The sequence below is a fragment of the Puerhibacterium puerhi genome, assembly GCF_009846865.1.
GTDB classification, from domain to species: domain Bacteria; phylum Actinomycetota; class Actinomycetes; order Actinomycetales; family Cellulomonadaceae; genus Puerhibacterium; species Puerhibacterium puerhi.
Genome location: NZ_WUWN01000007.1, coordinates 27,548 through 50,398, shown reverse-complemented (window position 1 = coordinate 50,398; position 22,851 = coordinate 27,548). Strand labels below are relative to the sequence as shown.

The window sequence follows — 22,851 nt, the reverse complement described above, 5'->3', positions numbered from 1 at the left end:
AAAACGAGTATGGATCTCAGTACCGTCGGGGTGATCGGCCTCGGGTACATCGGGCTGCCGACCGCCGCCGTGCTGGCGTCGACCGACATCAAGGTGGTCGGCGTCGACGTCGACCCGCGGACCGTCGACGCGGTGAACAACGGCGACGTGCCGTTCGTCGAGCCCGACCTGGCCACGTACGTGGCCGGCGCGGTGAAGAAGGGCACGCTGCGGGCAGCGACGACGCCGGAGCCGGCGGACGCCTTCATCATCGCGGTCCCCACGCCGTTCACCGGGAACCACGAGCCCGACCTGTCGTACATCATGGCCGCGGCCGAGTCGGTGGCCCCGCAGCTCAGCGGGGGCGAGCTGCTCATCCTCGAGTCGACGTCGCCGCCCGGCGCCACCGAGAAGATGGCGCGGCGGATCCTCGACCTGCGCCCCGACCTCAGCCTGGACGGCAGCGACGGCCGCCCCGTGCTGCACTTCGCGCACTGCCCGGAGCGCGTGCTGCCCGGGCGCGTCATGATCGAGCTCGTCACCAACGACCGCGTGGTGGGCGGGCTCACCCCCGAGGCTGCCGAGCGGGCGCGCAAGCTCTACGCGACGTTCTGCCAGGGCGAGATCGTGCTCACGGACGCCAAGACGGCCGAGATGACGAAGCTGGTGGAGAACGCCTACCGCGACGTCAACATCGCGTTCGCCAACGAGCTGTCACTGATCGCCGACAAGCTCGAGATCGACGTGTGGGAGCTGATCCGGCTCGCCAACCACCACCCGCGCGTCAACATCCTGCAGCCGGGCCCGGGCGTGGGCGGCCACTGCATCGCGGTGGACCCGTGGTTCATCGTGGACGCCGACCCCGAGCAGTCGCGCCTCATCCGCACGGCGCGCGAGGTCAACGACGGCAAGCCGGAATGGGTCGTGGAGAAGGTGCTCGACGCCGTGCGGGACGTCCGGGCACCGACGATCGCGGCGCTCGGTCTGTCGTTCAAGGCCAACATCGACGACCTGCGCGAGTCGCCGGCGGTGGAGATCGTGGACCGCCTCGCCCGCACGGCTCCCGACGCCCGCATCGCGGTGGTCGAGCCGCACGTGGAGACCCTGCCCGAGCAGCTCGCGCGCCACGGGAACGTCGAGCTCGTGAGTGTCGACGAGGCGCTGAAGGCAGATGTGGTCGCTGTGCTGGTAAACCATGACGCCTTCGACGACGCGGACCTGAAGGGCGTCCCCGGCACCGTCGTGGACACGCGAGGAATGCTCCGTTGAACCTGGGATCCCATCGCCGGGCGCTCGTTCTCGCCGGGACGGCCCTCGTTGCTGTCGCGTCCGCCGCTGTCGTCGCGCTCGCGGTGTCCCGGGACAGCGCGTGGCTGGTCCTTGCCGGCGTGCTCGGCCTCCTGGTGTCGGTCGGGCTCGTCGCGGGGATCGCGAGCCGCTGGGCCGTCGCGCGCAGCGAGGCGCGGCTACGACGCCGGATCGGTGAGGTCGAGGCGGCGGTGCACGAGACCCGCGCGAAGGCGTCGCGGCACGAGTACCACCAGGAGCGCTCGCTCGCGCGGATCGAGCAGGTGAGCCGTGAGGTCGCTGCGACGACGGCAGGCCTGGCGTGGTTCCGGCCGCGCGAGGCCCCGATCCCCGCCGACGGGACGCCACCGCGCGTCCTGTTCGTGACGAGCAACGGCGGCGGCATGGGCCACATCGCCCGCTGCGCCGCCGTGCTCAGGCACTCTCAAGGCCTGCTCACCGGCCGCATCCTGACCCTTTCCACGGCGGCGTCCACCGTGGCGGCCGCGGGGTACGACGTCGAGTACTTCCCGAGCCAGCGCGCGACCGCGCGCGGGCTGGACCACTGGCGTCGACAGTTCACGCGGAAGCTCTTGCAGGAGCTCTCCGAGAATCCGGCTGACGCGATCGTGTTCGACGGAACGTGGGTCTTCTCCTCGTTGACCGATGTGGCGGAGATTGCCGACCTGCCGCTGATCTGGCTACGCCGAGGTCTGTGGCGTGAGGGAACCGATCTGAGTCAGGTCACGGACTGGCGCGAGCACGTGACCAGCGTGGTGACTCCCAGGGACATTGCGGAGGATGAGTCGACAGCGCCGGAGATCTTCCGCGAGGCGGTGTGGACAGCCCCGGTCTCCCTGGCGCCTTCAACCCCGATGCCTCGCGCCAAGGCGATCGCTGCCCTCGGGTTGGACCCTGAGCGCCGGTATGCGCTGGTCCAGCTGTCCGGGGGCAACGGAGACGGATCGGCGACCGCTGCAGTGGTGGACGGTATCCGGCGCACGAGTGACCTGGTGCCGGTTGTCGTCAGATCGCCGCTGCTACCCGAGTCCGCGAGGTACGACACGGTCACGATCGCCGCCCAGTTCCCCCTGGTGGACTTCGCTGCGGCATGGGACTTCACGGTGACCGGCGCCGGGTACAACTCCGTGCACGAGAACCTCCACACCGGCACGCCGGGCGTCTACCTCCCCAGCGCAACGACGCTGAACGACGACCAAGGTCGGCGCGCTCGGGCAGTCGCCGAGGCCCAGCTCGGCCTCGTTGCAGACGGCGTGGACGACGCGGCGCGAGCCGTGGCTGAGATGGCAGCAGGGCGACGCGCCGAAGAGGTACGCGCGGCCATCCGTGAACGCAGAGTTGCCCAGGGCGCATCCAGTGTGGCGCGCGCGATAGTGACGTCCCGACCGCTGAGCCCTCACTAGCACCGCTACCGATCCTTCGACGACTTGTCTCACAGCACCGCACCGATAGGAACTCAAGCGCAATGACCACGAGCATCAAATCCTCGACCGTGCTCGGCCAGGGAACCGGTCGGCCCCGTGTCTCGGTCCTGGTGCCCGTCTTCAACGTCGAGCAGTACCTCGAGGCGGCGCTGGACAGCCTGATCAACCAGACGCTTTCGGACCTGGAGATCGTCTGCGTCGATGACGGCTCGACCGACTCGAGCCCGGAGATCCTCGCGCGCTACGCGCGCGAGCATGCGGACCGTCTGCGGGTCATCAGCCAGGCCAATGCCGGCTACGGCGTCGCCATGAACGTCGCGTTCCGCCACGCGACCGGCGAGTACATCGGCATCCTCGAGCCGGATGACGTCGTCCGTCCGGCGATGTTCGAGACGCTCTGGCAGGCGGGGCATGAGCACGACCTCGACATCGTCAAGGCGGACTACCTGCGGTTCCGCGGGACGGGTGAGTCGCGCACCGAGGTGATCGTCCGGGCCGCCAACGACGCGTCGGCCTACGGCGAGGTCATCGATCCGGCGGAGCGCCTCGCCATCTTCCGCTACCCGATGAACACTTGGTGCGGCATCTACCGGCGCGACTTCCTCCTCGAGAACGACATCTGGCACCACGAGACGCCGGGCGCGTCGTACCAGGACAACGGGTTCTTCTTCCAGACGATGTGCCAGGCGCGCCGCGTCATGTACATCAACGAGATCTTCTACGAGAACCGCCGTGACAACCCGAACTCCTCGGTGAAGTCGACGGGCAAGGCGGACGTCGCGCTCCAGGAGTATGACTGGATCCGCGAGTGGCTCCTGGAGCGACCCGAGCTGGCAGAGACCTTCACGGGGGTCTACGGGCTCAAGCGCTGGCACAACATCGACTTCACGATGAAGCGGCTCGCGCCAGAGCTGCGGCGCGAGTTCTGCCGCATGGTGTCGGACGTGCTGAAGAAGGATGCCGAGCGGGGCGTGCTGATCCAGTCGGCCTTCAGCGTCGGGGAGTGGAACCGCGTCCGGTGGATCATGCGCGACCCCGACGAGTACTACTACCAGTACGAGGCCTTCCGGGTGAAGGTGTCCGTCGTGATGCCCGTCTACAACGCCATGCCGCACCTCAAGGAGTGCTTGGCCTCGCTGCGGAACCAGTCTCTGCGCGACTTCGAGGTCATCCTGGTCGACGACGGCTCGACGGACGGATCGCTGGAGGTCCTGCACGAGTTCGCGGACTCCGACCCCTACGACCGGGTGCTCCTGCTGACGCAGGAGCACCAGGGCGCGGGAGTCGCGCGCAACCTCGGTCTTGACCATGCGCAGGGCGAGTACGTGGCGTTCCTCGACGCCGACGACGTCTTCGACAGGGGCATGCTGGGCCGCGCCTACGGCAAGGCGAAGGCGGACAGGGCCTCCATCTGTGTGTTCCGGTCGCGCAACCTCGACTCGGTGACGGGGGAGACGAGCCCCATCGCGCACGCCGTGAAGATCAAGCAGCTGCCGAAGGCCCGGCCGTTCTCGGGCATGTCGATCACCGCCAACCCGTTCTTCAGCTTCGTGGGCTGGCCCTGGGACAAGCTGTTCCTGCGCGCGTACCTGCAGAACACGGGGCTCCGGTTCCAGCCGCTGACCTCGACGAACGACGCATACTTCGTCTACTCGGCCCTGCTGTGCTGCGACCGGATCACCATCCTGGACGAAGAGCTCATCTCGCACCGCAGGAACGTGGGCACCTCGATCTCGAACTCCACCGCGAAGTCGCCGGACAACGCCTATCTCGCGCTCCTGGCGATCCGGGAGCAACTGGTGCGGAGCGGCATCTACCCGCCCCTGCAGCGCGAGTTCATCAACTACGCTCTGCACCTGCTCCTCTGGCATCTCAACAACCTGCCAGAGGAAGCGCGCGAGGACTTCTACGCCACCCTGGTCACGGAGTGGTTCCCCGAGCTGGGCATCTCTGACAAGCCGCTCGACTTCTTCACGCAGGCGAAGGAGCGGGCGACCTTGGGGATGATCCGCCATTCGCAGGAGCACGGCACCGGGTCGTACTGGGACATCGCGCTCTACCAGGCCGAGGCCAAGCGCGCCGCGGCGCTCGATCGACGGACCCCCGCTTTGGACAGGCAAACGACAGAATACGATGACCCCGCGCAGAGGATCCGCGAGCTCGAGCGTGAGGTCGCGCGACGCGACGCCAAGATTGCGCAAATTCGATCGTCCGAAACATGGCGCGCCGGCAAGGCGATCACCGCGGTCCCGCGAATGCTTGCCCGCCTGCTCCCGCGATGACGAGTAGAAGTGAGCAACCAACCGCAAATCCGGTCGCGCCTGGGGAGCGCGCGATTCGCTATGACGGTGCGAACGCCGCCAGAGGAAACTGGAGGCCACCCGAACAACGCGTTTGACGACAGCCGCCACAACACCATTCTCAACTCTCTGCACGAGGTGAGAAGCCCGGAGCCAACAAATGCGAGCGAGTATGACGGACACCTCCAACGTTCCGACGAGCACGACTACAGGCGACGTTCTCACTAGAGGTGAGGCGATCGGGCACCTGTACGAAAGCGCAGGACGGCCAGAATTCGAGCCTGTCTGGGAAGCGCCGTTCGACGACGTCCCGGTGTGGCATGAGTACTTCATCCCCGTGGCTTGGGCCTTCAGAGTCTTCGGCGGAGTTCCCAAGCAGGGCGAGTTGTTTCGCCCCGACGACTACTTGACGTATCGCGTGGCGATTGCTTGGGCCTTCGGCTGCGCCGGGCGGTCTCCAGACGAGTTCCAACTCGCGAACCTGGCAATCGACTTCGCGATAGACGACGCCCACGAGTGGGTTGATCGTGCTGCGTGGCCCGCTATCGTGTCGCGAGCCCGCGAGATGGGAGATAAGTGATGAAAGGGCGGTTCAAAATGACGCAACGAGGCGAACCCGGGTCACACGCTGCGCCATCTCAAAATTCGCCGATGCCTGAAGATCGAACGCACGAAAGTGCTTCAGCAGGTCCTGCAGACCTGACACCCGAGCTTTCGAAAACCTGGACGTCAGCTGACGCCGCAGCCACTAGAGCTCAGTCAGAGATCGCCGCGCGAGTCGAAGCGCTCGAGGCATCCATGGCAGCTCTCCAAGCACGCTTGGAGAGCGAGTTGAGTCGCCTAGAACGCCGCGACAAAGTTGTAGCCGCCGACCGCGCGAAGCTTTGGTCGACGCTGAATGCCGCGACGAATGCCTCAAGAGACGACCGCCGTCGTCTTTGGGCGACTCTCAAGGAAGCAACCGAAGTGTCGCGCGCTGACCGCCGACGAATCTGGGGAGCAGTCAGACGTGAGAGCGACCGCGCGAAAGCGGAGGTCGCGGCTTTGCGGAAGTCGTTCAACGCAAGGCAGCGCAGCGCGCGTTCGATTGCGGAAGGCCGACTGCACGTCTCGTCTTGGTGGACGGATCGACCGGTTGTCTCGCCCGATTCAGGAACGAACGAAAGGAGCGAGATTTGACCTCCGGCGCCGAGGGGCAAACGCTCACTGCTGTACGTCCCCCAACAGTCTCCGTCATCGTGCCCATTCATAACGACGCAAAGCATGTGTCCGATGCGATCCGCAGCCTCTGCCTCCAAACGATAGCGTCTAGCATCGAGGTCATCTGTATTGATGACGCATCGACAGACAACTCACTAGAAATCCTGTCTGCGCTGGCGGCGGAGTACCCGAACGTTTCCATCCATGTGGAGTCGCTCGAAGAGAACTCGTCGGCTCACATAGCTCGGAGAGTCGGAGTCCTGCGGGCTGCGGGCCGCTATGTAATGTTCCTCGATGCCGATGACGAACTCATACCCGAGGCGTGCGAGACTCTCGTACGAGAGATGGACTCCTATGGGACCGATGTCATCCAATTTGGTACCGAGATAATCGACTCGTCACAGCTGGGCAGCGAACGTATCGAGCGGAATCTCCGTGCGCTCCAGCCAAAGTACGAAGAACTTCGCGGCAGAGACATCGTCTGGCAGTGCTTCGAATCCCGTGCAGTCTCGTGGACGGTGTGGAGCAAAATTTACCGTGCCGACCTTGCCCGTGCGGCGTTTTCGCTCTCGGAGGTGGAGGTGTTGCCCAAGGGGCAGGACGTCTACGAAACGTTCTTGCTCCTCTGGCACGCTGAGTCCTACCGCGCGATTGACCTTCCGCTCTATCGGTACCGCATGGCGGCCGGCGCAACCGCCGGCAACATGGACCCTCTTTCGCGATTGCGGCTCCTTTGCACCCAGTCAAGGGTCATCCGTGTGCTTGACAAATTCGCCGAAACGCTTATGGCCAACGGTGAGGATGGACTCGCAGCTAGCCTAATCCAGAATCTGCGCGATCACTTTGTGAACGAGTGTGCCACTCACTGGAACGCTAACGTCGACGATAGTGATGCTGCTGCCGGCTTCAGCCTTCTGCTCGACGCTTGGGCCCCACTGGAGGTGATTACTTGGCTACGCGAGCGCGTTCATGCCGACCGTGGACGGGTTGCGCGCAGGATCAACGGCGCATCGGCCTTGGCTCGAACTTCCCTCGCCACCGATGACACCGGAGTAAGCAATCCCGAAACCATTGGAATCTTTTACCACACGATGACAATCGGAGGCGTTCAGCGGGTAATCTCGGGACTCATCCCTACGTTCGAGTCCATGGGATATAGCGTAGTTCTCATTACTGACACCGACGTGCCTGAAGGGGAAGTGCAGTTCGACCTTCCTGTAAGCGTGCGCCACGTGAAAATTGACAATACTGGCTCGACGCTCGACCGGGTCTTTGGTCTTCGCCGTGCGATCGCCGAAGAGGGTATTAACATCCTCTCCTACCACGCCGCCTCCTATGACGGCCTGCTCTATGACATGCTCGCGGTAAAAACGCTTGGCGTGCCGTTTATACTGTCCGTGCACGAATCCTTCAGTCATTTCGTTACATACAATTCAGCTGTTCGCCCGTATGTGTTCGCGCTAGCTGACGCGGTTCAGGTCCTGTCTGAGGTCGAGGCTCTGTACTGGAAATCGTTTGGCGTGCCCGCGATGTACGTTCAGAATCCGGTTCGTGACTTCCTCGCCGAGTCTGCCGACCGCAATCAGAGTATCGGTGACCCATCGGATGAACCCGTGGTGCTCTGGATGGGGCGGTTCAATGAGGCTCAGAAGCAGTGCACGCACCTCATAAAGGCGTTCGCTGAGGTGGTGAAGGCTGTGCCGCACGCCAAGCTAAGGCTGGTGGGCACCGGACCGGAAGGTTTGGTCAAATCACTGAAAAATCTAAGCGTCAGCCTCGGCGTCGATCAGTCAGTTGAGTTCATGCCACCAACGACCGACGTCGAAGCGCACCTGGCCGAGGCTGACGCGTATATGCTCACGAGTACTTGGGAGACGTTCGGCATGGCGATCGTTGAAACCAAGGTGGCGGGCTTGCCGCTGGTCCTCTACGACCTTCCCAACCAGGCCGTCCTTGAGGATGGGCGAGGGCACGTAGCGGTCCCTCAAGGCGATTTCCGGGAGCTCGGCAGACAAGTCGTTCGCGTCCTCGTAGACAAGGAGTATAGGAGATCGCTCGGCGAGGAGGCTCGGGCGTCCGTCGAACCCTTCCTCGAGCACGACCTCGCCTCTTCGTGGCGGGAACTGATACGGGTTGCTTCCGTCGCGGGGCGTGAGACTGCGCCAATCCCCGACGATCGTTCATCGCGGCTGATTCGCCGTGCGCGCGATGGTTCCGAATGGATGATCAGGGAGTTCAATAGCCGCATCGCTCGTGCCAAGAAGGAGGCGTCAGAGCAGTACTCGCCACAGCGGGTCCGAAGGCTCGAGAAGTCTCTCGAGTTCAAGGACTGGGTGAGTTTCGTGCAACGGGAACGAATCTCCTACCTGACACGGGGCGTTGAGCATGGTCTAGTTCGAGGCGCGCGTGACCGTGTCGGGTGACACCTTCCGTGTCTGGCTGGCGCACGCATTAGGTCACGGTTCGCAATCGGATGCCGGTCGCGCTACGCGAGCAGCGTGTCCGAATCACTCTGCGATGATTTCCTCGGAGGGAAAAGGTGAAGACGCTTCTTTACACGCCATCAAGCGTGTCGCTGGCTCCAACGCCCCTTAGGCGGCGTCCACCTCGGCGTGTCGACCTTCAAGGAGCGCTTTACGTCGAGCAATTCGACTTCACGACACTCTTCTACGACGTCTGCCAGGTCGGGGATTCGATCTTCCTGTCGGGGCCGCCACTCTTCGACACGCTTGCGGGCATGGACGTGGAGTGGTGCATTACGAACCAATATGGCCGGTGCCCTGTCACGCCCACCCTGGAAGATGTAAAGAAGACGCAGAACTCGTGGATCCACGACGTCGGGCAGATTGGTGGCAGCCATCTCGAGATGTCGGTCGGACGGGATACTGTCGTTGGCTTGGTCAACTCGGTGCCAGAGGACTTATTCAGGGACCGGCGTGTACTCATGACGAAGTCACAAGACAACAGACTCGAGTGGATCGCCGACTGGGTGAAGTACCACGTCACGTGCCACGACGTAGACGCAGTTTTGCTTTACGACAATCGTTCGAAGTCGTACGGTACCCAGGACTTGCTCGAGACACTGGCCACGACCGGTGTGGGTGTGGCTGTTGTCGTCGATTGGCCATACAAGTTCGGACCGCAAGGGGGTACGCGCGACGGGGTCGTGAACGCTCCTTGGGACTCAGACTTCTGCGAGTATGGTGTGCTCGAACATGCGAGGTCGGTGTTTCTTTCTGCGGCGAGAATGGTAATCAACACTGATATCGACGAGCTGGTTGTCACTCCCGACGGGCGCAGTGTGCTGGATTGGCTCGACGCCACTGAGACTGGCCTTCTCTACTACCGTGGGCGTCGGATTGAGTCTGAGGCGGAGCATGTAGATGACGTTCCGCGTTACTACAATTTCCGGTATCGTGATCCGTCTTCGCCGCCGAGCGCTACTAAGTGGACAATTGATCCGCAGCGTGCAGGCGCAGTTACTCAGTGGTGTACCCACTACGTCGCTGGCCCTGCTATCGGTGAGCCGCTTGACGACATGTACAGGGACTTCCGAGCAATCAATACCGGATGGAAGTATCCGGAGCGGACGAAGCGGCGTGAGAGCATTCCACGCCACTACGAGGTCGACGACGTGGCTGTCTCGGCGCTACGACGGGCGTTCCCAGACGCTGACTGGGTGTAGGGGCGTGGAAGCGACGACGTGGAGGCGAGCGATGGAGCGCTTTCGCAAGTCGGGGAGTACTAGGGCTCAGCGAATCTTAGATTTTCGCCGGGTTCGGTCTGTGTATGCGGCGTGACTCAGCCCGGTAGGGAAGGATCATCCACGAGGGGGCTGCTGGTCTAGTGTTCGGTCGCGTCAAGGGCGCGGGTTGCGGTACACGATGGACCCGGAGTACTCGTACTACACGTCGGTCGCCACGGCGGGACACGTACGACAACCGCTACTTCAACGACACCCACGAGGGTCTGCCCGTGGACGGGTACACCGCGTGGCTCGAGCGGATGGCCAACCACCCCAACATCGAGGTGCGCCTCGGCGTCGACTTCTTCGACGCCTCGCAGCCGGTCAACAAGGGCAACGTCGTGGGCAACGTGCCGGTGGTCTACACCGGCCCGGTGGACCGGTACTTCGACTACGCCGAGGGCGACCTGTCCTGGCGCACGATCGACCTGGAGGAGGAGGTCCTGCCCGTGGGCGACTTCCAGGGCACCTCCGTGATGAACTACGCCGACCCCGACGTGCCGTACACCCGCATCCACGAGTTCCGGCACTTCCACCCCGAGCGGGACTACCCGACGGACAAGACGGTGATCATGCGTGAGTACTCGCGGTTCGCCGAGCGCTCGGACGAGCCGTACTACCCGATCAACACCGGCGAGGACCGCGAGCGGCTGCTGAAGTACCGCGACCTCGCGGCCCAGGAGCCCGACGTGCTGTTCGGCGGCCGGCTGGGCACCTACAAGTACCTCGACATGCACATGGCCATCGGCTCGGCGCTGTCGATGGTGGACAACAAGCTGGCCCCGCACTTCGCCAAGGGCGCCGGCATCCAGAGCGCACTGTGATCGCGCTCCAGTCAAAGTGGAGTGACACGGATGAGTGATAGCCAGTACTTCGAACGTAATGAAGTATGGGTCGGGGACGTCAGAGCGCGAGACCACAGCGACTTGCCCGGCGGTGTGGTCGTGAAGTTCCATCCTCGCTCTCAGCACAACGTTGTACGACTGGCGCCGAACAACAGTTGGAGAAGGCTGGAAATCGACCTTAGCTCTGCAGTCAAATGCACGGTCAAGGTTGGAGCGATTAAGGTGCAGTTCGGAGGGGTGAGGATCTCCTTCGTCGCGAACAGCGGTACATACTCCACCAACGTTTCCGTTTCCGTTGGGGACGGCTGTGTCTTCAACGGTTCCACGCACATCATTGGCCCCCTCACCCCGGGGCTGGAAGTGCGCGTCGGTAAAGATTGTCTCTTTGCCTCAGGGATCACGATTCGGGGCTCTTCGCACCATGGACTTTGGGACAAAGAGTCCGGCGCACTGCTCAACCCTGAAGTCGGGATCAGCATCGGCGATCACGTCTGGATCGGACAAGAAGTCAGCGTGCTGAACAAGGCGAAGATACCTGACGGTTCCGTCGTTGCAGCGAAGAGCATCGTCAACAAGGCGTTTGAAGAGACGGACGTCCTCCTCGCCGGTGCGCCTGCGGCAATTCGGCGCCGCGGAATCGCCTGGACCTCCGAGTTCCCGTCAGACAACGGTGCCGCGCCCCGTCGCAACGCCCGACGCTGACGGACATTGTACTGAGATCCAGCCAACAGGGGCGGTCCAATCCCGAGGAGTCGTCGACCCAGAACGCCCACCCGGAAAAGACCGACCTGACCGACGATCGCCCTTCCGACGGCGCTGGCCGAGGCGTCGCCCAGCCCGGCCGCTGATGCCTGCGTTTCGGGGCCTGCTCACCGTTACAAGCTAATGCCTAAGAGGATTGGGATGACCCAGAAATCGGACTCAATGCCCAGCGAAATGATGGGAAGTGCCGGACGGTTCGACGCGTTCCAGTTCACCGACTCGATTCGCACCCTCTGTCTTGAATCGCAACTGGCTGAGGCGAAGCACCTCTTACACGCTGTCGTGCGAGACGGGCACTTCCAGGAAGACCACTACCGGGTAAAGAACGCGCACTCGCTGATCCGTTCAGTCGAGGACCACCTCGAAGTGATTGAAGCCGTCCTCAGCAGGGAGCCAGGTGCTTTTCAGCGTGTGAACCTAGTGCCAACGACCGCCGCACGACAGGTCGGCATTCCGCCAAGGCTTTCGCCATCGACCCCCCGCGGCCGCTACACAAATTTCGTATTGAACATGCCAGTCTCTCGAAAGCCAATCACGTCCTATGGGCTCGAAGAGCCCGTGCTGCAGAAGTTGCTTGCATCTCGGTTTGACGGGCCTGAGCCGGTCCAGTTCGAGCAGGATGCAATCTACGTCGAGAAATCCTGCCGTCTCAGTGCTCTTTCATCCGATGCAATGACGCTCATCGGAAATGCAGGCGAATATGCCCCCGCACGCTCGGGGCGCGTGGCCAAGGCGTCGAGGGCGAATCTCGTTCGGAACGTCTCGCGAGAAGTTCCGGAAGCGTACATCCTACCGTTCCCTCACTCGACAGCGAATTACTACCATTCGCTGATTGAGATGGGGTATGGGCTCCGCCACGTCGCGCGTGTGAGTGAGTCGGTACCGATTGTCCATGGCGAGGACCGGTTCGGAGTGGTTGCGACGCTGGGGAAGCTGCTAGGCATCCCGAAGGGCCGATTCCTGCCAGCGGCCCAATTGCAAGACGCGATGATCGGCACCGCGTACGCACCGGAGATCAACACCTTCTATTGGACGAGCAATCTCACTGGCTTCTTCCGGGGGATTGGGCGCGCAATCGAGTCGCCTTTTCCGAACGAGACAAGCATTTACATCTCAAGGAGGCGGTCGGAGCGAAGCCCCGGTTACGAACTGCAGCTCGAAGACTGGCTAAGCAAGCGAGGCATTCGGGTGGTCCACCTCGAAGACTTCTCAGTGCAAGAACAAATTGCGATCTTCGCGCGCGCGAAGTGCATCATCGGTCACCACGGCGCCGGGTTTGCGAACATCGCATTCTGTCAAGAGGACGTCCGAATCGTCGAGATATTTACCGAGTCAATGGTTGCGCCCGACTTCTACCAGAGATCTCGCAACATTACGGCAGACTACCACCCGATTATTGGACGATCGGACACGGTCATCCCAAACGTCGAGGCTGTGCTTGATCGGTGATGGCGTCGAGCGCTAGCTTCCACTCGCGGACGCTTGACGGGCACAGGCACGCGGCGCCGTGGTTCACCTGGTCGCGCGTCGGCACAGACAAAGGGCTAGCCGAGCGGATCGATAGCGCGGTGCCCAGATGTACTTAAGAAACCTTGCGCGAACGCTCGCTCTCGATGGCTCTTCGAGCGGCAGACATGCTTTCTGCCAATGCGGCCACGGTGCTTTTCGTTACGATGTCGTCCGGCAGTGGAAGCATAGATATCTCGACGCGATCTGTTTTGATATTCTCGGGGGCGCAAAGACTCCATCGAGTTAGTGTTTCGATCATCTTCGGAAGAACCGACCGGTCCCTCGGGAACATTTCGATTCTACAGTGCCCGCTGTCGTCAATGGTGATGTCAAAAGCATAGGTAGTGCCGCCGAAGTCGAATTGGTGCACGGATGCTCGCGTTCGGCCCCAAATCCAGTGATTTCGCCACTCGCCTTCGAGGGTGATTTGAAGCCCTAGATTGACCGCCGTGAGCTGATTGGCCCGCAATACCTCCTCGTTGGTCAGCGCTGGAGAATTCTCGCGGTGACCGCCGGTACGTTCGCCGGTGCCTTGCTCGGCCCAGACGCGGCGGCCCTCTTTTCCGGTTATCTGACGCGTGACGTCCAGGTACACGCTTTCAGTGTAGTGAAACGGTGCCTCACCCCAGGGGTGCCCCTGCGAAGCTGCAGTTATCGGGCCTTCCGCGCGGACGAGGCGTGCACCAAGAGCGGTTCTCGCTGCCTCTACGTATGCGGGGAACATCAAATTTGCGTCTGCCGCTGTAACACCGAAACTGTTGCTACTCGGACGTCCGTCATCGGTCTTTTCTGCCCACGGGATGTTGATCAGCGCGACGGCCGCGCGCGGCATCGCCTCACGGATCATCTTCCCGACAGCCTGGATTCCGGCCGTCCAGTACTCGAAGTGCTCGCCACTCCCAAAAGACACAAAGTGGGTACCTGGCGGGAGTGTTTCTTCTGCACCAGACTGGATTAGCTCGACCGAGCGCGTTATTACCGTGCCGTCGGGAAGAACGTAGATGCCCAGCCGTTCATCAGTAAGGTCGACCAGCATTAGATCGACGTCGCGCCCATGCGCCGCGAGGAGGTCTCGTAGGTTCGAGTTGTAGTCGCCTGCGACCATGCGCTGCTGAAACGACGACTCAAGTCTCGGTGGCGTGAGGAGGCTAACTGGTTTGGTGTAGGCGCTGATGGCCGACTGGCGCGCGACGTATTGGAGCAACTCAAACTCGTCGGGAATAAAGTGCTCGAACGAGTCTCGGGAGACGCACGAACCCCATATGAAGATGCGAGTTCTGCTCATGCTAGCTCTTCTCGTGCCCTTCGCCGACAATGATTGGCATTGAAGTTGCGCTCTTCGCGCGATCTAGCAGTGTCGCGATTGCTTCGAGAACTCTTGCAGTGCTTCTTCCGTCGCCGTATGGGTTCGCGGTTTGTGCCATTGCCTCATAGGTGGGCTCGTTCTCCAAGAGGAGGCTCACTTCTTGGACGATCCGTTGTTCGTCAGTGCCGACGAGCCTAGTCGTCCCAGTCGCGATGGCCTCTAAGCGTTCGGTATTGTCGCGTAGAACCAAGACGGGCTTGCCTAAGCTCGGCGCTTCCTCTTGGACCCCGCCCGAGTCTGTAAGGACGATCGTGGCGAGGGACAGCATGCGAGTGAACTCCCCGTACGGCAGTGGTTCGGTCACCGTGACGTTGGGCAGGCCGGCGAGATGCGGGAGCACCGCTTCACGGACGATCGGGTTGCGGTGAGCGGGCAGCACGATCTCGACGTCGGGGAAGCGACGGGCCAAGTGCGCGAGGGCGCGGCCGACGCCGCCCATGGCCTCGCCCCAGTTCTCCCGACGATGCGTGGTTACAAGCAAGATTCGACGCCCAGAGTCCGCTAGGTCCTCCAACGTGGGGTCGCTGAAGTGCACCTTGCGCGCGACCGTCATGAGCAGCGCGTCGATCACGGTGTTGCCCGTCACCACGACCGAGCGCGGGTCGACGGACTCGGCGAGGAGGTTCGCCCGGCTTCCCTCGGTTGGCGCGAGGTGCAGTGAAGCGATCTGCGAGGTGATCTTGCGGTTCGCCTCTTCAGGGAACGGCGACATGATGTCGCCGCTGCGGAGCCCGGCCTCCAGGTGGACCACGGGGATCTGGCGGTGGAACGCCGCGAGCGCGGCAGCGGTCGACGTGGTGGTGTCGCCCTGGACGAGCACGGCCGCCGGCTTCTCGAGCTCGAGCACGGGGTCGAGTCGCTCGAGCACCCGCGCGAAGATCTGAGACAACCCCGCGCCGTGCTCGAAGATGTCGAGGTCGTGGTCCGGGACGATGTCGAACAGCTCGTTGACCTGATCGAGCATCTCGCGGTGCTGCCCCGTCACGACCGTGATCGGCGCGAGGACCGGGTGGTCCTCGAGCGCCTTGATGACGGGCGCGACCTTGATGGCCTCCGGGCGCGTGCCGTACACGACCATGATGCGTCGCCGCACGACTAGCTCCTGCCTGCCGCTGCGCCGACGCGTGCGGGGCGCACGTGCCGTGGCGTGTAGAGCCGAGACGGGACGGGCTCCTCCACGTAGACCGAGGTCTCCTCCCGGTCCATCAATGCCTGCTCGATGATCTTCTTCGCCTCCTCGGGCCTGTCCTTCGCGATCGCCCACGCCCACTTGCGGTACCGCAGGGCCACGTCCGGCGCCGGGCCGTCGAGGACCATCCGCCCGTAGTTGAGCCAGATGGCCCGCGTGCAGGTCTCCTCGATGGTCTGGGCGGCGTGGCTGACGAGGAACACGGTGCCGGCGCCGGCACGGAGCTGCTGCATGCGCGCCTCGCTGCGCTCCTTGAACGCGGCGTCACCCGTGGCCAGCGCCTCGTCGATGAGCAGGAGGTGCGGGTTGGCCGCCGTCGCGATGGCGAACCGGAGCCGCGCGCCCATGCCGGAGGAGTAGGTCTTCATCGGCAGGTAGATCGACTTGCCCAGGCCGGCGAGCTCCATGACCTCGGGCACCGCGCGCTCGGTCGCCTCGGGCGTCATGCCCATGGCCAGGCAACCGAGCCGGATGTTCTGCTCTCCCGAGAGGTCGGGCACGAGCGCGGCGTTGACGCCGATCAGCACGGGCGTCGACTCCGCCAGGACCTGGCCGCGCGAGGGCGTCTCCAGCCCGGCGATGATGCGCAGCAGCGTGGACTTGCCGGAGCCGTTCTGGCCCACCAGCCCGATCTGCTCACCCTGGCGCGCGACGAACGACACGCCGGAGAGCGCCCGCACGAGCACCTGCGGGTTCCGCCCCAGCACGCTGCGGGCGGCACGGACCAGCCGGTTGGCGCGACGGCGGCGCTCGGCGGCCTCGGTGGACGGCACGCGGTAGTGCACGTGCACGTTCTGCACGGCCACCGTCGCCTGGGCGAAGGGGTCGTCGAGGAGGTCAGGCGCGTCCATAGCTCTCCTCTCCCTGCCAGAACACCAGGAACCCCACCACCAGCGTCCCGACCGCCCAGGCCGTGAGCCCCAGCCACGTGCTCAGCGCCGGCGTGACGCCGTACAGCAGGCAGTCGCGGGCGGCGTCGAGCACCATGAACATCGGGTTGGCCTGCATCACCGCGAGCACGGTGGGGTGGTCGAGGAACTGCTCGTAGGAGAAGAACACCGCGGACCCGTACAGCCAGAAGCGCATCAGGTAGGGGATGAGCTGGGCGATGTCCGGGACCTTCGCGGTGGCTCGCGCCAGCAGCAGGGCGAGGCCCGTGACAAAGAGCGTCTGCAGCAGCAGCACCACGGGCAGCAGCGCCGCGCGCCAGGTCCACACCTCCTGCTCGGGCAGCAGGAGCAGGATGGCGAACATCGCCACGAGCGTCGGGACCAGGTTGAGCACCGCGCGCAGCACGACGGAGATCGGTAGCGAGGCCCGCGGGAACGAGAAGGCGCGGATGAGGTTGCGCCCCGACTGGATCGATCTGGCCCCGCCCGTCACGCACTCGGTCGTGAACGAGAACAGGAAGATGCCGATCACCAGGTAGCCGAGGAAGTTCGTGATCCCGCGGTCGGAGTTCAGGATCAGGCCGAAAATCACGAAGTAGACCAGCCCGTCCAGCACAGGTTTGGCGACGAGCCACACCTGGCCCAGGATCGTGTCCCGGGTGCCGCTGCCGACCTTGGCGCGCGCCTCGGCCCACAGGAAGTGGCGGCGCGCCCACAGCTGGCGCAGGTAGCTGCCGAGCGACGGGCGGGCGCCCACCCGGCTGAGCCTGCCGGCCTGGACGACCTCGGTGACCGGGGGGCCACCGAGGAGCTCTGCGTACGACGCGACGCCGGCGGTCGAGGGCGCGGCCGTGGCGGCACCGTTGCTGGAGGACATCGGCGGCATTCTAAGCGGCGGGACGGACGCGCCCGTCACGGCGCGTACCCGGTCCCGTACTGCGCCACATACTGCTCCATCGTGTCGGCGCGCAGCGCCTCACCGAGCGCCGCCACCTGCGGCGCGTCCACGAGGTTCACCGACGCACCGCCCTTGGTGCCGAACCCGGTGATCGGCACCATGAGGCTCACCACGTCGTCGCGCGTCAGGTTCTGCGCCATCGGCACCAGCGCGAACAGGTCCTCGAGCTGCAGGTCACCGGTGATCTTCACGTTCTGCGCCAGCATCGGGATCAGCTCGGCCAGCGCGGCCGGGTCCTGCGCCTGCTGCTTGATCTTGTCGAGGATGCCCACCACGGCGGCGCGCTGGCGCTCCGTGCGGTCCAGGTCGCCGAGCGGCAGGCGCTTGCGCTCGCGCACGTAGATGAGGCCGTCCGTGCCCGACAGCGTGATGCGGCCCTCGGGGAAGTCGACCACCCGGCCGGTGCTCTGCACCGTCACGGTGCTGTGGTGCTTGTTGTCCACCTCGAACCCGCCCAGGGCGCGCGTGACGGCGATGAACCCGTTGAAGTCCGCCTGCAGCACGTAGTCGACCTCGACGCCACCGAGCAGGCCCGACAGCGTGTCGACCATGGTCTGCGTGCCGCCGCGGGAGAACGCCGAGTTGATCTTGCCCTCGCCCAGCCCGGGGATCGGCACCCACATGTCCCGCGTGAACGACAGCAGGTAGACGCTGCGCCGGTCCGCCGGCACGTGCACCAGCATGATGACGTCCGCGTTGCCCGTCATGCTGCCGGGCGTGCGGGAGTCCGTGCCCAGGAACAGGGCGTTCACCGCGCCCTCGGGCAGCGGGTCGGCCGGGGCGGTGGGCGACGGCGACGGCGGCGTCTGCTTGGTCGCCGCGCTCCCCGACGCGGTCACCGTCGTCGCCGGACGCGGCGCCTGGGTGGTGCAGGCGGCCAGCACGAGCACCAGCAGGGCGGCGAGCCCGCCGGCCAGCGAGCGGACGGTGCGGGTACGGGGCACGGACGGGCTCCTCGGTGTCGGGCGGTCAGCGTCGGGTGCGGGCGGCGGCGTACACCTCGGCGTACACGGCGGCGTTGCGGCTCCAGGTGCGGCTGCGCGCGTTCTCCAGGCCGCGGGCCACGAGCGAGGCGCGCAGCGCGCCATCGGTGAGCACGCGGGTCACCGCGTCGGCCCACGCCTCGACGTCGTCGGCCGGGACCAGCAGCCCGGACGGTTCGGGCACGTCGCCCGCCATCGGCGTGAGCACCTCGGCCAGGGCGGGCAGGTCGCTGGCGACCACGGGGCGGCCCATGGCGCCGGCCTCGACCGGCTTGAGCGGGGTCACCAGCCGGGTCACGCGGTCGGGCCGGCGCGGCACCAGCACGGCGTCGAGCGCCGCCAGGTACGTGCGCGCCACGTCGCGCGGCACCCGGCCGGGCAGGATCGCGTGCTCGCCCAGCCCCAGCTCCGCGGCGAGCCGCACCAGGTCCGGCCGCGCCGCGCCGTCGCCCACCAGCAGGGCCGCGACGTCGACGCCGCGCGAGCGCAGCAGCGCCACGGCCCGCAGCACCGTGTCCAGGCCCTCGTAGCCCACCAGGCTGGAGACCGTGCCCACCACGTAGCGCGCGGTGGTCAGCCCGAGCGCGACCCGCGCCTCGGCGGGGGAGGGGGCCGGGGCCGCGAGGAGCGCGTCGTCGACGGCGTTGGGCACCACGGTGATCCGCTCGGCCGGCACGCCGCGCGCGGCGAGCTCGTCGCGCATCGTGCCGCTGAGCGTCACGACCGCGTCGGCGGCCAGCGCCAGCTCGGTCTCCTTGGCGCGGACCAGCGCGTACCGCTCGGAGGCGGCGGCGTGCGCGCGCGCCTCGGGCGTCGCGTGCGAGGCCACCCAGGTCTCCTCAGGCAGGCCGCGCACCTCGTACACCCAGGGCAGCCCGGCCCGGCGGGCGGCGGCCCGCGCGACGTCGCCGGTGGTCCACGGGGTGGTGGCGTGCACCACGTCCGGTGCGCTCGCGTCCAGCTCGCGCGTCAGGAGGTCGACGGCGTCGGCGAACCGGCGCCGGTGGCCGGTGGGCAGCGCGGCGGGGATCAGCCGCGTGTACGGCACGCCGTCGACGACGTCGGTGCCGCGCGCGCCGACCGCCCCGATCGTCAACGGGTACCCGGCGCGGGTGGTGGCCGTGACCCGGTGGCCGGCCGCGAGCTGGGCGCGCAGCACGGCGTGCGTGCGCAGGGTGTAGCCGCTCTGGGTGTGCGGCAGCGAGTTGGTCAGGTGGTGGTGCACCGCGACGGGGCCCCCGGACGCCGCGGAGGCGGCCGGCGCTCCGACGTCTCCCGCGGGCGCGACGTCGTCGGCGGGCGCGAGGCCGTCCACCTGGCCCAGCAGCGCCTCGCGGACGCGCCGCTCGGTGCGCGTGCGCGGCTGCGTCGCGCGGATCGGCGCGACGTCCCCGGCCGCCCACGCGGCGCGCAGCCGCCCGCCGGGGCGCGCGGCGTCGTCGCCCACCACGCGCTCGACGAGCGGCACCAGCCGGGCGCTCCAGCGGGCCGGGGCGCGGCGCGCGGCCTGCAGCGCCAGCCACGCCGGGTCGGTGCGCAGCGCGCCGAGGGCCCACGACGCGGCGAAGCGGACGTTGCGGGCCAGCTCGCCCGCCCGCGCGGGTGCGCTCACGCGCGCACCTTCGTGGGCCGCGTCGCCAGCCGGCTCAGCAGGCGGGCATAGCGGTCGGCCAGCGAGTCGTCGTCGGCGTTCTCGGCCACCCACTGGGCGGCGGCCGGGTCGCCGACCACCGGCTCGGGGGAGGCGGCCAGCTCCCGCCACGCCGCCGCGAGCGCGTCGGCGTCGCCGGGCGGCACCACGATGCCGGCCCCCACGTCCGTGACGATGTCGGCGGCCTCGCCGGCCACGCAGGCGGTCACGTGCACGCCCGAGGCCATCACCTCGTACAGCTTGGACGGCACGGTCCACTGCAGGGGCAGCCAGTCGCGCAACGACACCACCAGCGTGTCGGCCCACGCGTACAGGTCGCGCACCCGGTCGAACGGCACGGGCGGCTCGATCGTCACCGGCGCGTCGAGCAGGTCGACGAGCGCCTGCAGCGCGGGCACCTCGGCGCCCACGCCCACCAGGCGCACCTCGATCGGCTGGCCGGCGTCGGCGACCCGCTTGGCGGCGCGGACCACTGCCTCGAGGCCCTGCGCGCGCCCGATCGTGCCGGCGTACACGGCGCGGAACGGGCGGGCGCGGCGCTCGGCCGCCGGCACGGGCGTGCACTCCAGCGGCGCGAAGGCGGTGCCGTTGCGCACCACCGCCACGCGCTCCACGCCCCGCTCGCGCAGCACCTGGGCGAACGCCTCGGTGGTGGTCACGACGGCGTCCGCGCGCGCCTGCAGCCGCGACAGGACGCGGTGCACCACGGCGGTCGCGGCCACGCGCAGCCGCGACCGCGGCGAGCGGGCCGAGCGGAAGATGCCGCTCGGCGCGATGAGGTCGGGCCACGCGTCGCGCATCTCCACCACGAACCGGGCGCGCAGCAGCCGGGCCAGCACCCACGCGGCGAACATCGACGGGATGCCGGGCACGGTGCCCACCACGACGTCGGGACGGTGCGCCCGGGAGCCGAACCGCCGCAGGCCCTGGACCACCGAGCTGGCCGCGGCCACGGCCTGGTCGGCGGTGCGCGACAGCAGCCGCTGGCTGTGCTCGCGGTAGCGCACCCGCACCACTCGCTCTCCGTGCCGCCCGCGCGTCACCGAGCCCGGGCGCGACGCCGGGGCGCCGGCGAGCAGCGTGCCGTGCGGGTAGTGCGGCGGCGGCGCCAGCACTGAGACCTCGATGCCGGCGTCGGCCAGGCGGGGCACCAGCGCGTCCCAGCGGCGCTGCGGCGCGCCGCGCTCGGGGTGGTAGTAGTGCGTGACCAGCAGCACCCGCGCGGTCGCGGTCGGCGCTGGCTGCATGTCGAGTCCCCCTGGTGCTGTGTGCGCAAAACCCCGTCGATCGTAGGGCCACACCCCGGCGGCACTTCCGGCAAACGTCGCAACCTCGACACGCTCGGGGGTGAATTCCGCTTCCCGAGGCACCTGATGCGCTGCCCCGGCCAGGGCGTTCCCTAGAATCGCGGCGCTGCTCGGGGGGTCCGCTGCGGCGGAGCGCAAGGAGGTTCGATGGCGAGGCGCAACCCGGTCGCCGGTCTGGCGCTCGGCGACTTCCTCGACCGCTCGCCGGTCGAGCGCCAGGTCCGGGCAGACCCGGGCGTCCTGCGCACCGCCGTCGCCGGCGTCGACGAGCGCACGCGCACCGCCCTGCTCGTCGAGCAGGTCACGAGCCCGGCCTGGATCGGCCTGACCACCGTGTACGCCCGGGCGAGCGAGCGGCGCCACCCCAGCACCGCGCACGTGCTCGACCTGCTGCCCGCCTACCTGATGCGCCGCCTGCGGCTGCGCGAGCGCGACCTGGTGACCGGCCACCTCAACGCCTGCCCCGACTGCGACCGCGTGCTGCGCGAGCTGCAGGACCTGCCGCGCGCCTGGGCGGCGCTCGGCGACGCCGTCGTCGTCGGCCCGCTGGAGGCGCGCCCGGCCCGGGCGCCGGGACGCCTCGCGCCGCTGCTGCAGAGCATCGGCGACCGCCTCGCCTACGCCGTGGACCGGGCGCGCACCACCGTGCGCCCGGCCGTGTGGGGCGCCGTGGCGGCGGGGCTGGTGCTCGGCGGGGGCGCGGCGGTCGCCATCGGCAGCGCGACCGCCGAGCAGCGCCGGCCCGCGGCCGACCCGGTCCCCGTGACCACCGCGACGACGCCGGCCAGCACCGTGCCCTCGCCGGCGCCCGCCTCGCCGAGCCCGTCGCCGTCGCCCTCGCCGTCCGCCTCGGCGTCGCCCTCGCCGAGCGGCGTGCCGTCGTCGTCGCCCGACGACGACGTCCGGGACGCGCCGCTCACCGGGGCGCGCGACGACGGGTGGCGCCCGACCGGGGGCGCGGCCGGTGGCCGCGACACCTCCGACGGCGGCAGCGGCACGGGCTCCGGCGGTGGGTCGCAGACCGGTACCGGCGGCAGCACCGGCACGGGAACCGGCGGCAGCGCCGGCGGTGGCGGGCAGCAGTCCGGCGGAGGGTCCGGGGGCACGGGCAATTCCGGGGACACCGGCGGGCAGCCGCCCGGCGATGGCACCGACACCGGCGACACGGGCGGGCAGCCGCCCGGCGGTGACACCGGCACGGGCGGCACCGGGGACGGCACCGGCGGTGGCGGCGGTAACGACACCACCGATCCCGGCTCCGGCGGCACCGAGACGCCGACGACGCCTCCGGCGGGCGGCGGCACTCCGACGCCCGACAACACCGGCGGCCCCGTGGGCGGGGGAGGCGGCGGGACCGGCTCCGAGCCGGCCCCGACCGCGACCGCCGGGGCCACCGTCGTCGGATGACGACCAGCCCCTAGCGCCAGCGAGCACC

The 22,851-nt window shown here is 67.0% G+C and carries 16 protein-coding genes and 1 pseudogene; 10 read left to right on the top strand and 7 right to left on the bottom strand.

Annotated features, from left to right (window positions below):
• Positions 1-9 precede the first annotated feature (9 nt).
• The 9 genes and pseudogenes from wecC to GSF02_RS05990 all read left to right on the top strand — a co-directional run bounded on the left by wecC (position 10) and on the right by GSF02_RS05990 (position 13,012).
• A complete protein-coding gene (wecC, locus tag GSF02_RS06030; RefSeq protein ID WP_159793776.1) occupies positions 10-1,248 on the top strand; it encodes a UDP-N-acetyl-D-mannosamine dehydrogenase in 1,239 nt (412 codons plus the stop codon).
• Positions 1,245-2,690, top strand: coding sequence for a hypothetical protein (locus tag GSF02_RS06025; protein ID WP_159793774.1), 1,446 nt, complete (start codon positions 1,245-1,247; stop codon positions 2,688-2,690). Before wecC ends, GSF02_RS06025 begins: the two co-directional genes overlap by 4 nt.
• 62 nt (positions 2,691-2,752) lie before the next feature.
• Positions 2,753-4,993 (top strand): glycosyltransferase, encoded by a 2,241-nt coding sequence (locus tag GSF02_RS06020; protein WP_159793772.1) that lies wholly within the window; start codon positions 2,753-2,755, stop codon positions 4,991-4,993.
• Positions 4,994-5,183: 190 nt separating this feature from the next.
• Complete coding sequence (locus GSF02_RS06015) at positions 5,184-5,591, top strand: hypothetical protein (RefSeq protein WP_159793770.1); 408 nt, start codon at positions 5,184-5,186, stop codon at positions 5,589-5,591.
• Positions 5,592-6,129: 538 nt separating this feature from the next.
• A complete protein-coding gene (locus tag GSF02_RS06010) occupies positions 6,130-8,634 on the top strand; it encodes a glycosyltransferase (RefSeq protein ID WP_268892849.1) in 2,505 nt (834 codons plus the stop codon).
• A 116-nt stretch (positions 8,635-8,750) separates the two neighbouring features.
• The gene (locus tag GSF02_RS06005; protein ID WP_159793766.1) at positions 8,751-9,896 is read left to right on the top strand and encodes a hypothetical protein; all 1,146 of its coding nucleotides are present in this window, start codon (positions 8,751-8,753) and stop codon (positions 9,894-9,896) included.
• 227 nt (positions 9,897-10,123) lie between these two features.
• Positions 10,124-10,780, top strand: a pseudogene (locus tag GSF02_RS06000) (UDP-galactopyranose mutase); the annotation flags it as partial.
• A gap of 30 nt (positions 10,781-10,810) precedes the next feature.
• A complete protein-coding gene (locus GSF02_RS05995; protein ID WP_159793764.1) occupies positions 10,811-11,503 on the top strand; it encodes an LbetaH domain-containing protein in 693 nt (230 codons plus the stop codon).
• 201 nt (positions 11,504-11,704) lie between these two features.
• The gene (locus GSF02_RS05990) at positions 11,705-13,012 is read left to right on the top strand and encodes a glycosyltransferase family 61 protein (protein WP_159793762.1); all 1,308 of its coding nucleotides are present in this window, start codon (positions 11,705-11,707) and stop codon (positions 13,010-13,012) included.
• A gap of 133 nt (positions 13,013-13,145) precedes the next feature.
• Here the strand turns inward: GSF02_RS05990 and GSF02_RS05985 are convergent, their stop codons facing one another.
• Genes GSF02_RS05985 through GSF02_RS05955 form a run of 7 tightly spaced genes read right to left on the bottom strand, consistent with a single transcriptional unit; the run spans position 13,146 to position 21,356 of the window.
• Positions 13,146-14,357: a DUF6270 domain-containing protein gene (locus tag GSF02_RS05985; protein ID WP_159793760.1), complete on the bottom strand. Its 1,212-nt coding sequence runs from the start codon at positions 14,355-14,357 to the stop codon at positions 13,146-13,148.
• A 1-nt stretch (position 14,358) separates the two neighbouring features.
• Entirely contained in the window at positions 14,359-15,516 is a 1,158-nt protein-coding gene (wecB, locus tag GSF02_RS05980; RefSeq protein WP_159793925.1) for a non-hydrolyzing UDP-N-acetylglucosamine 2-epimerase, read from the bottom strand.
• Between the two features lie 17 nt (positions 15,517-15,533).
• On the bottom strand, positions 15,534-16,478 hold the full coding sequence (locus tag GSF02_RS05975) for an ABC transporter ATP-binding protein (RefSeq protein WP_159793758.1): 945 nt from the start codon (positions 16,476-16,478) through the stop codon (positions 15,534-15,536).
• Positions 16,465-17,394, bottom strand: coding sequence for an ABC transporter permease (locus tag GSF02_RS05970; protein WP_159793756.1), 930 nt, complete (start codon positions 17,392-17,394; stop codon positions 16,465-16,467). The genes GSF02_RS05975 and GSF02_RS05970 overlap by 14 nt, the downstream gene beginning before the upstream one ends.
• 35 nt (positions 17,395-17,429) lie before the next feature.
• Entirely contained in the window at positions 17,430-18,419 is a 990-nt protein-coding gene (locus GSF02_RS05965; protein WP_159793754.1) for an LCP family protein, read from the bottom strand.
• A gap of 25 nt (positions 18,420-18,444) precedes the next feature.
• Positions 18,445-20,070, bottom strand: coding sequence for a glycosyltransferase (locus tag GSF02_RS05960; RefSeq protein WP_159793752.1), 1,626 nt, complete (start codon positions 20,068-20,070; stop codon positions 18,445-18,447).
• A complete protein-coding gene (locus GSF02_RS05955) occupies positions 20,067-21,356 on the bottom strand; it encodes a glycosyltransferase family 4 protein (protein ID WP_159793750.1) in 1,290 nt (429 codons plus the stop codon). Before GSF02_RS05955 ends, GSF02_RS05960 begins: the two co-directional genes overlap by 4 nt.
• Positions 21,357-21,563: 207 nt before the next feature.
• On the opposite strand from GSF02_RS05955, the gene GSF02_RS05950 reads away from it, so the two are divergent.
• Positions 21,564-22,823, top strand: coding sequence for a zf-HC2 domain-containing protein (locus GSF02_RS05950; protein WP_159793748.1), 1,260 nt, complete (start codon positions 21,564-21,566; stop codon positions 22,821-22,823).
• The last annotated feature ends 28 nt before the right edge of the window (positions 22,824-22,851 follow it).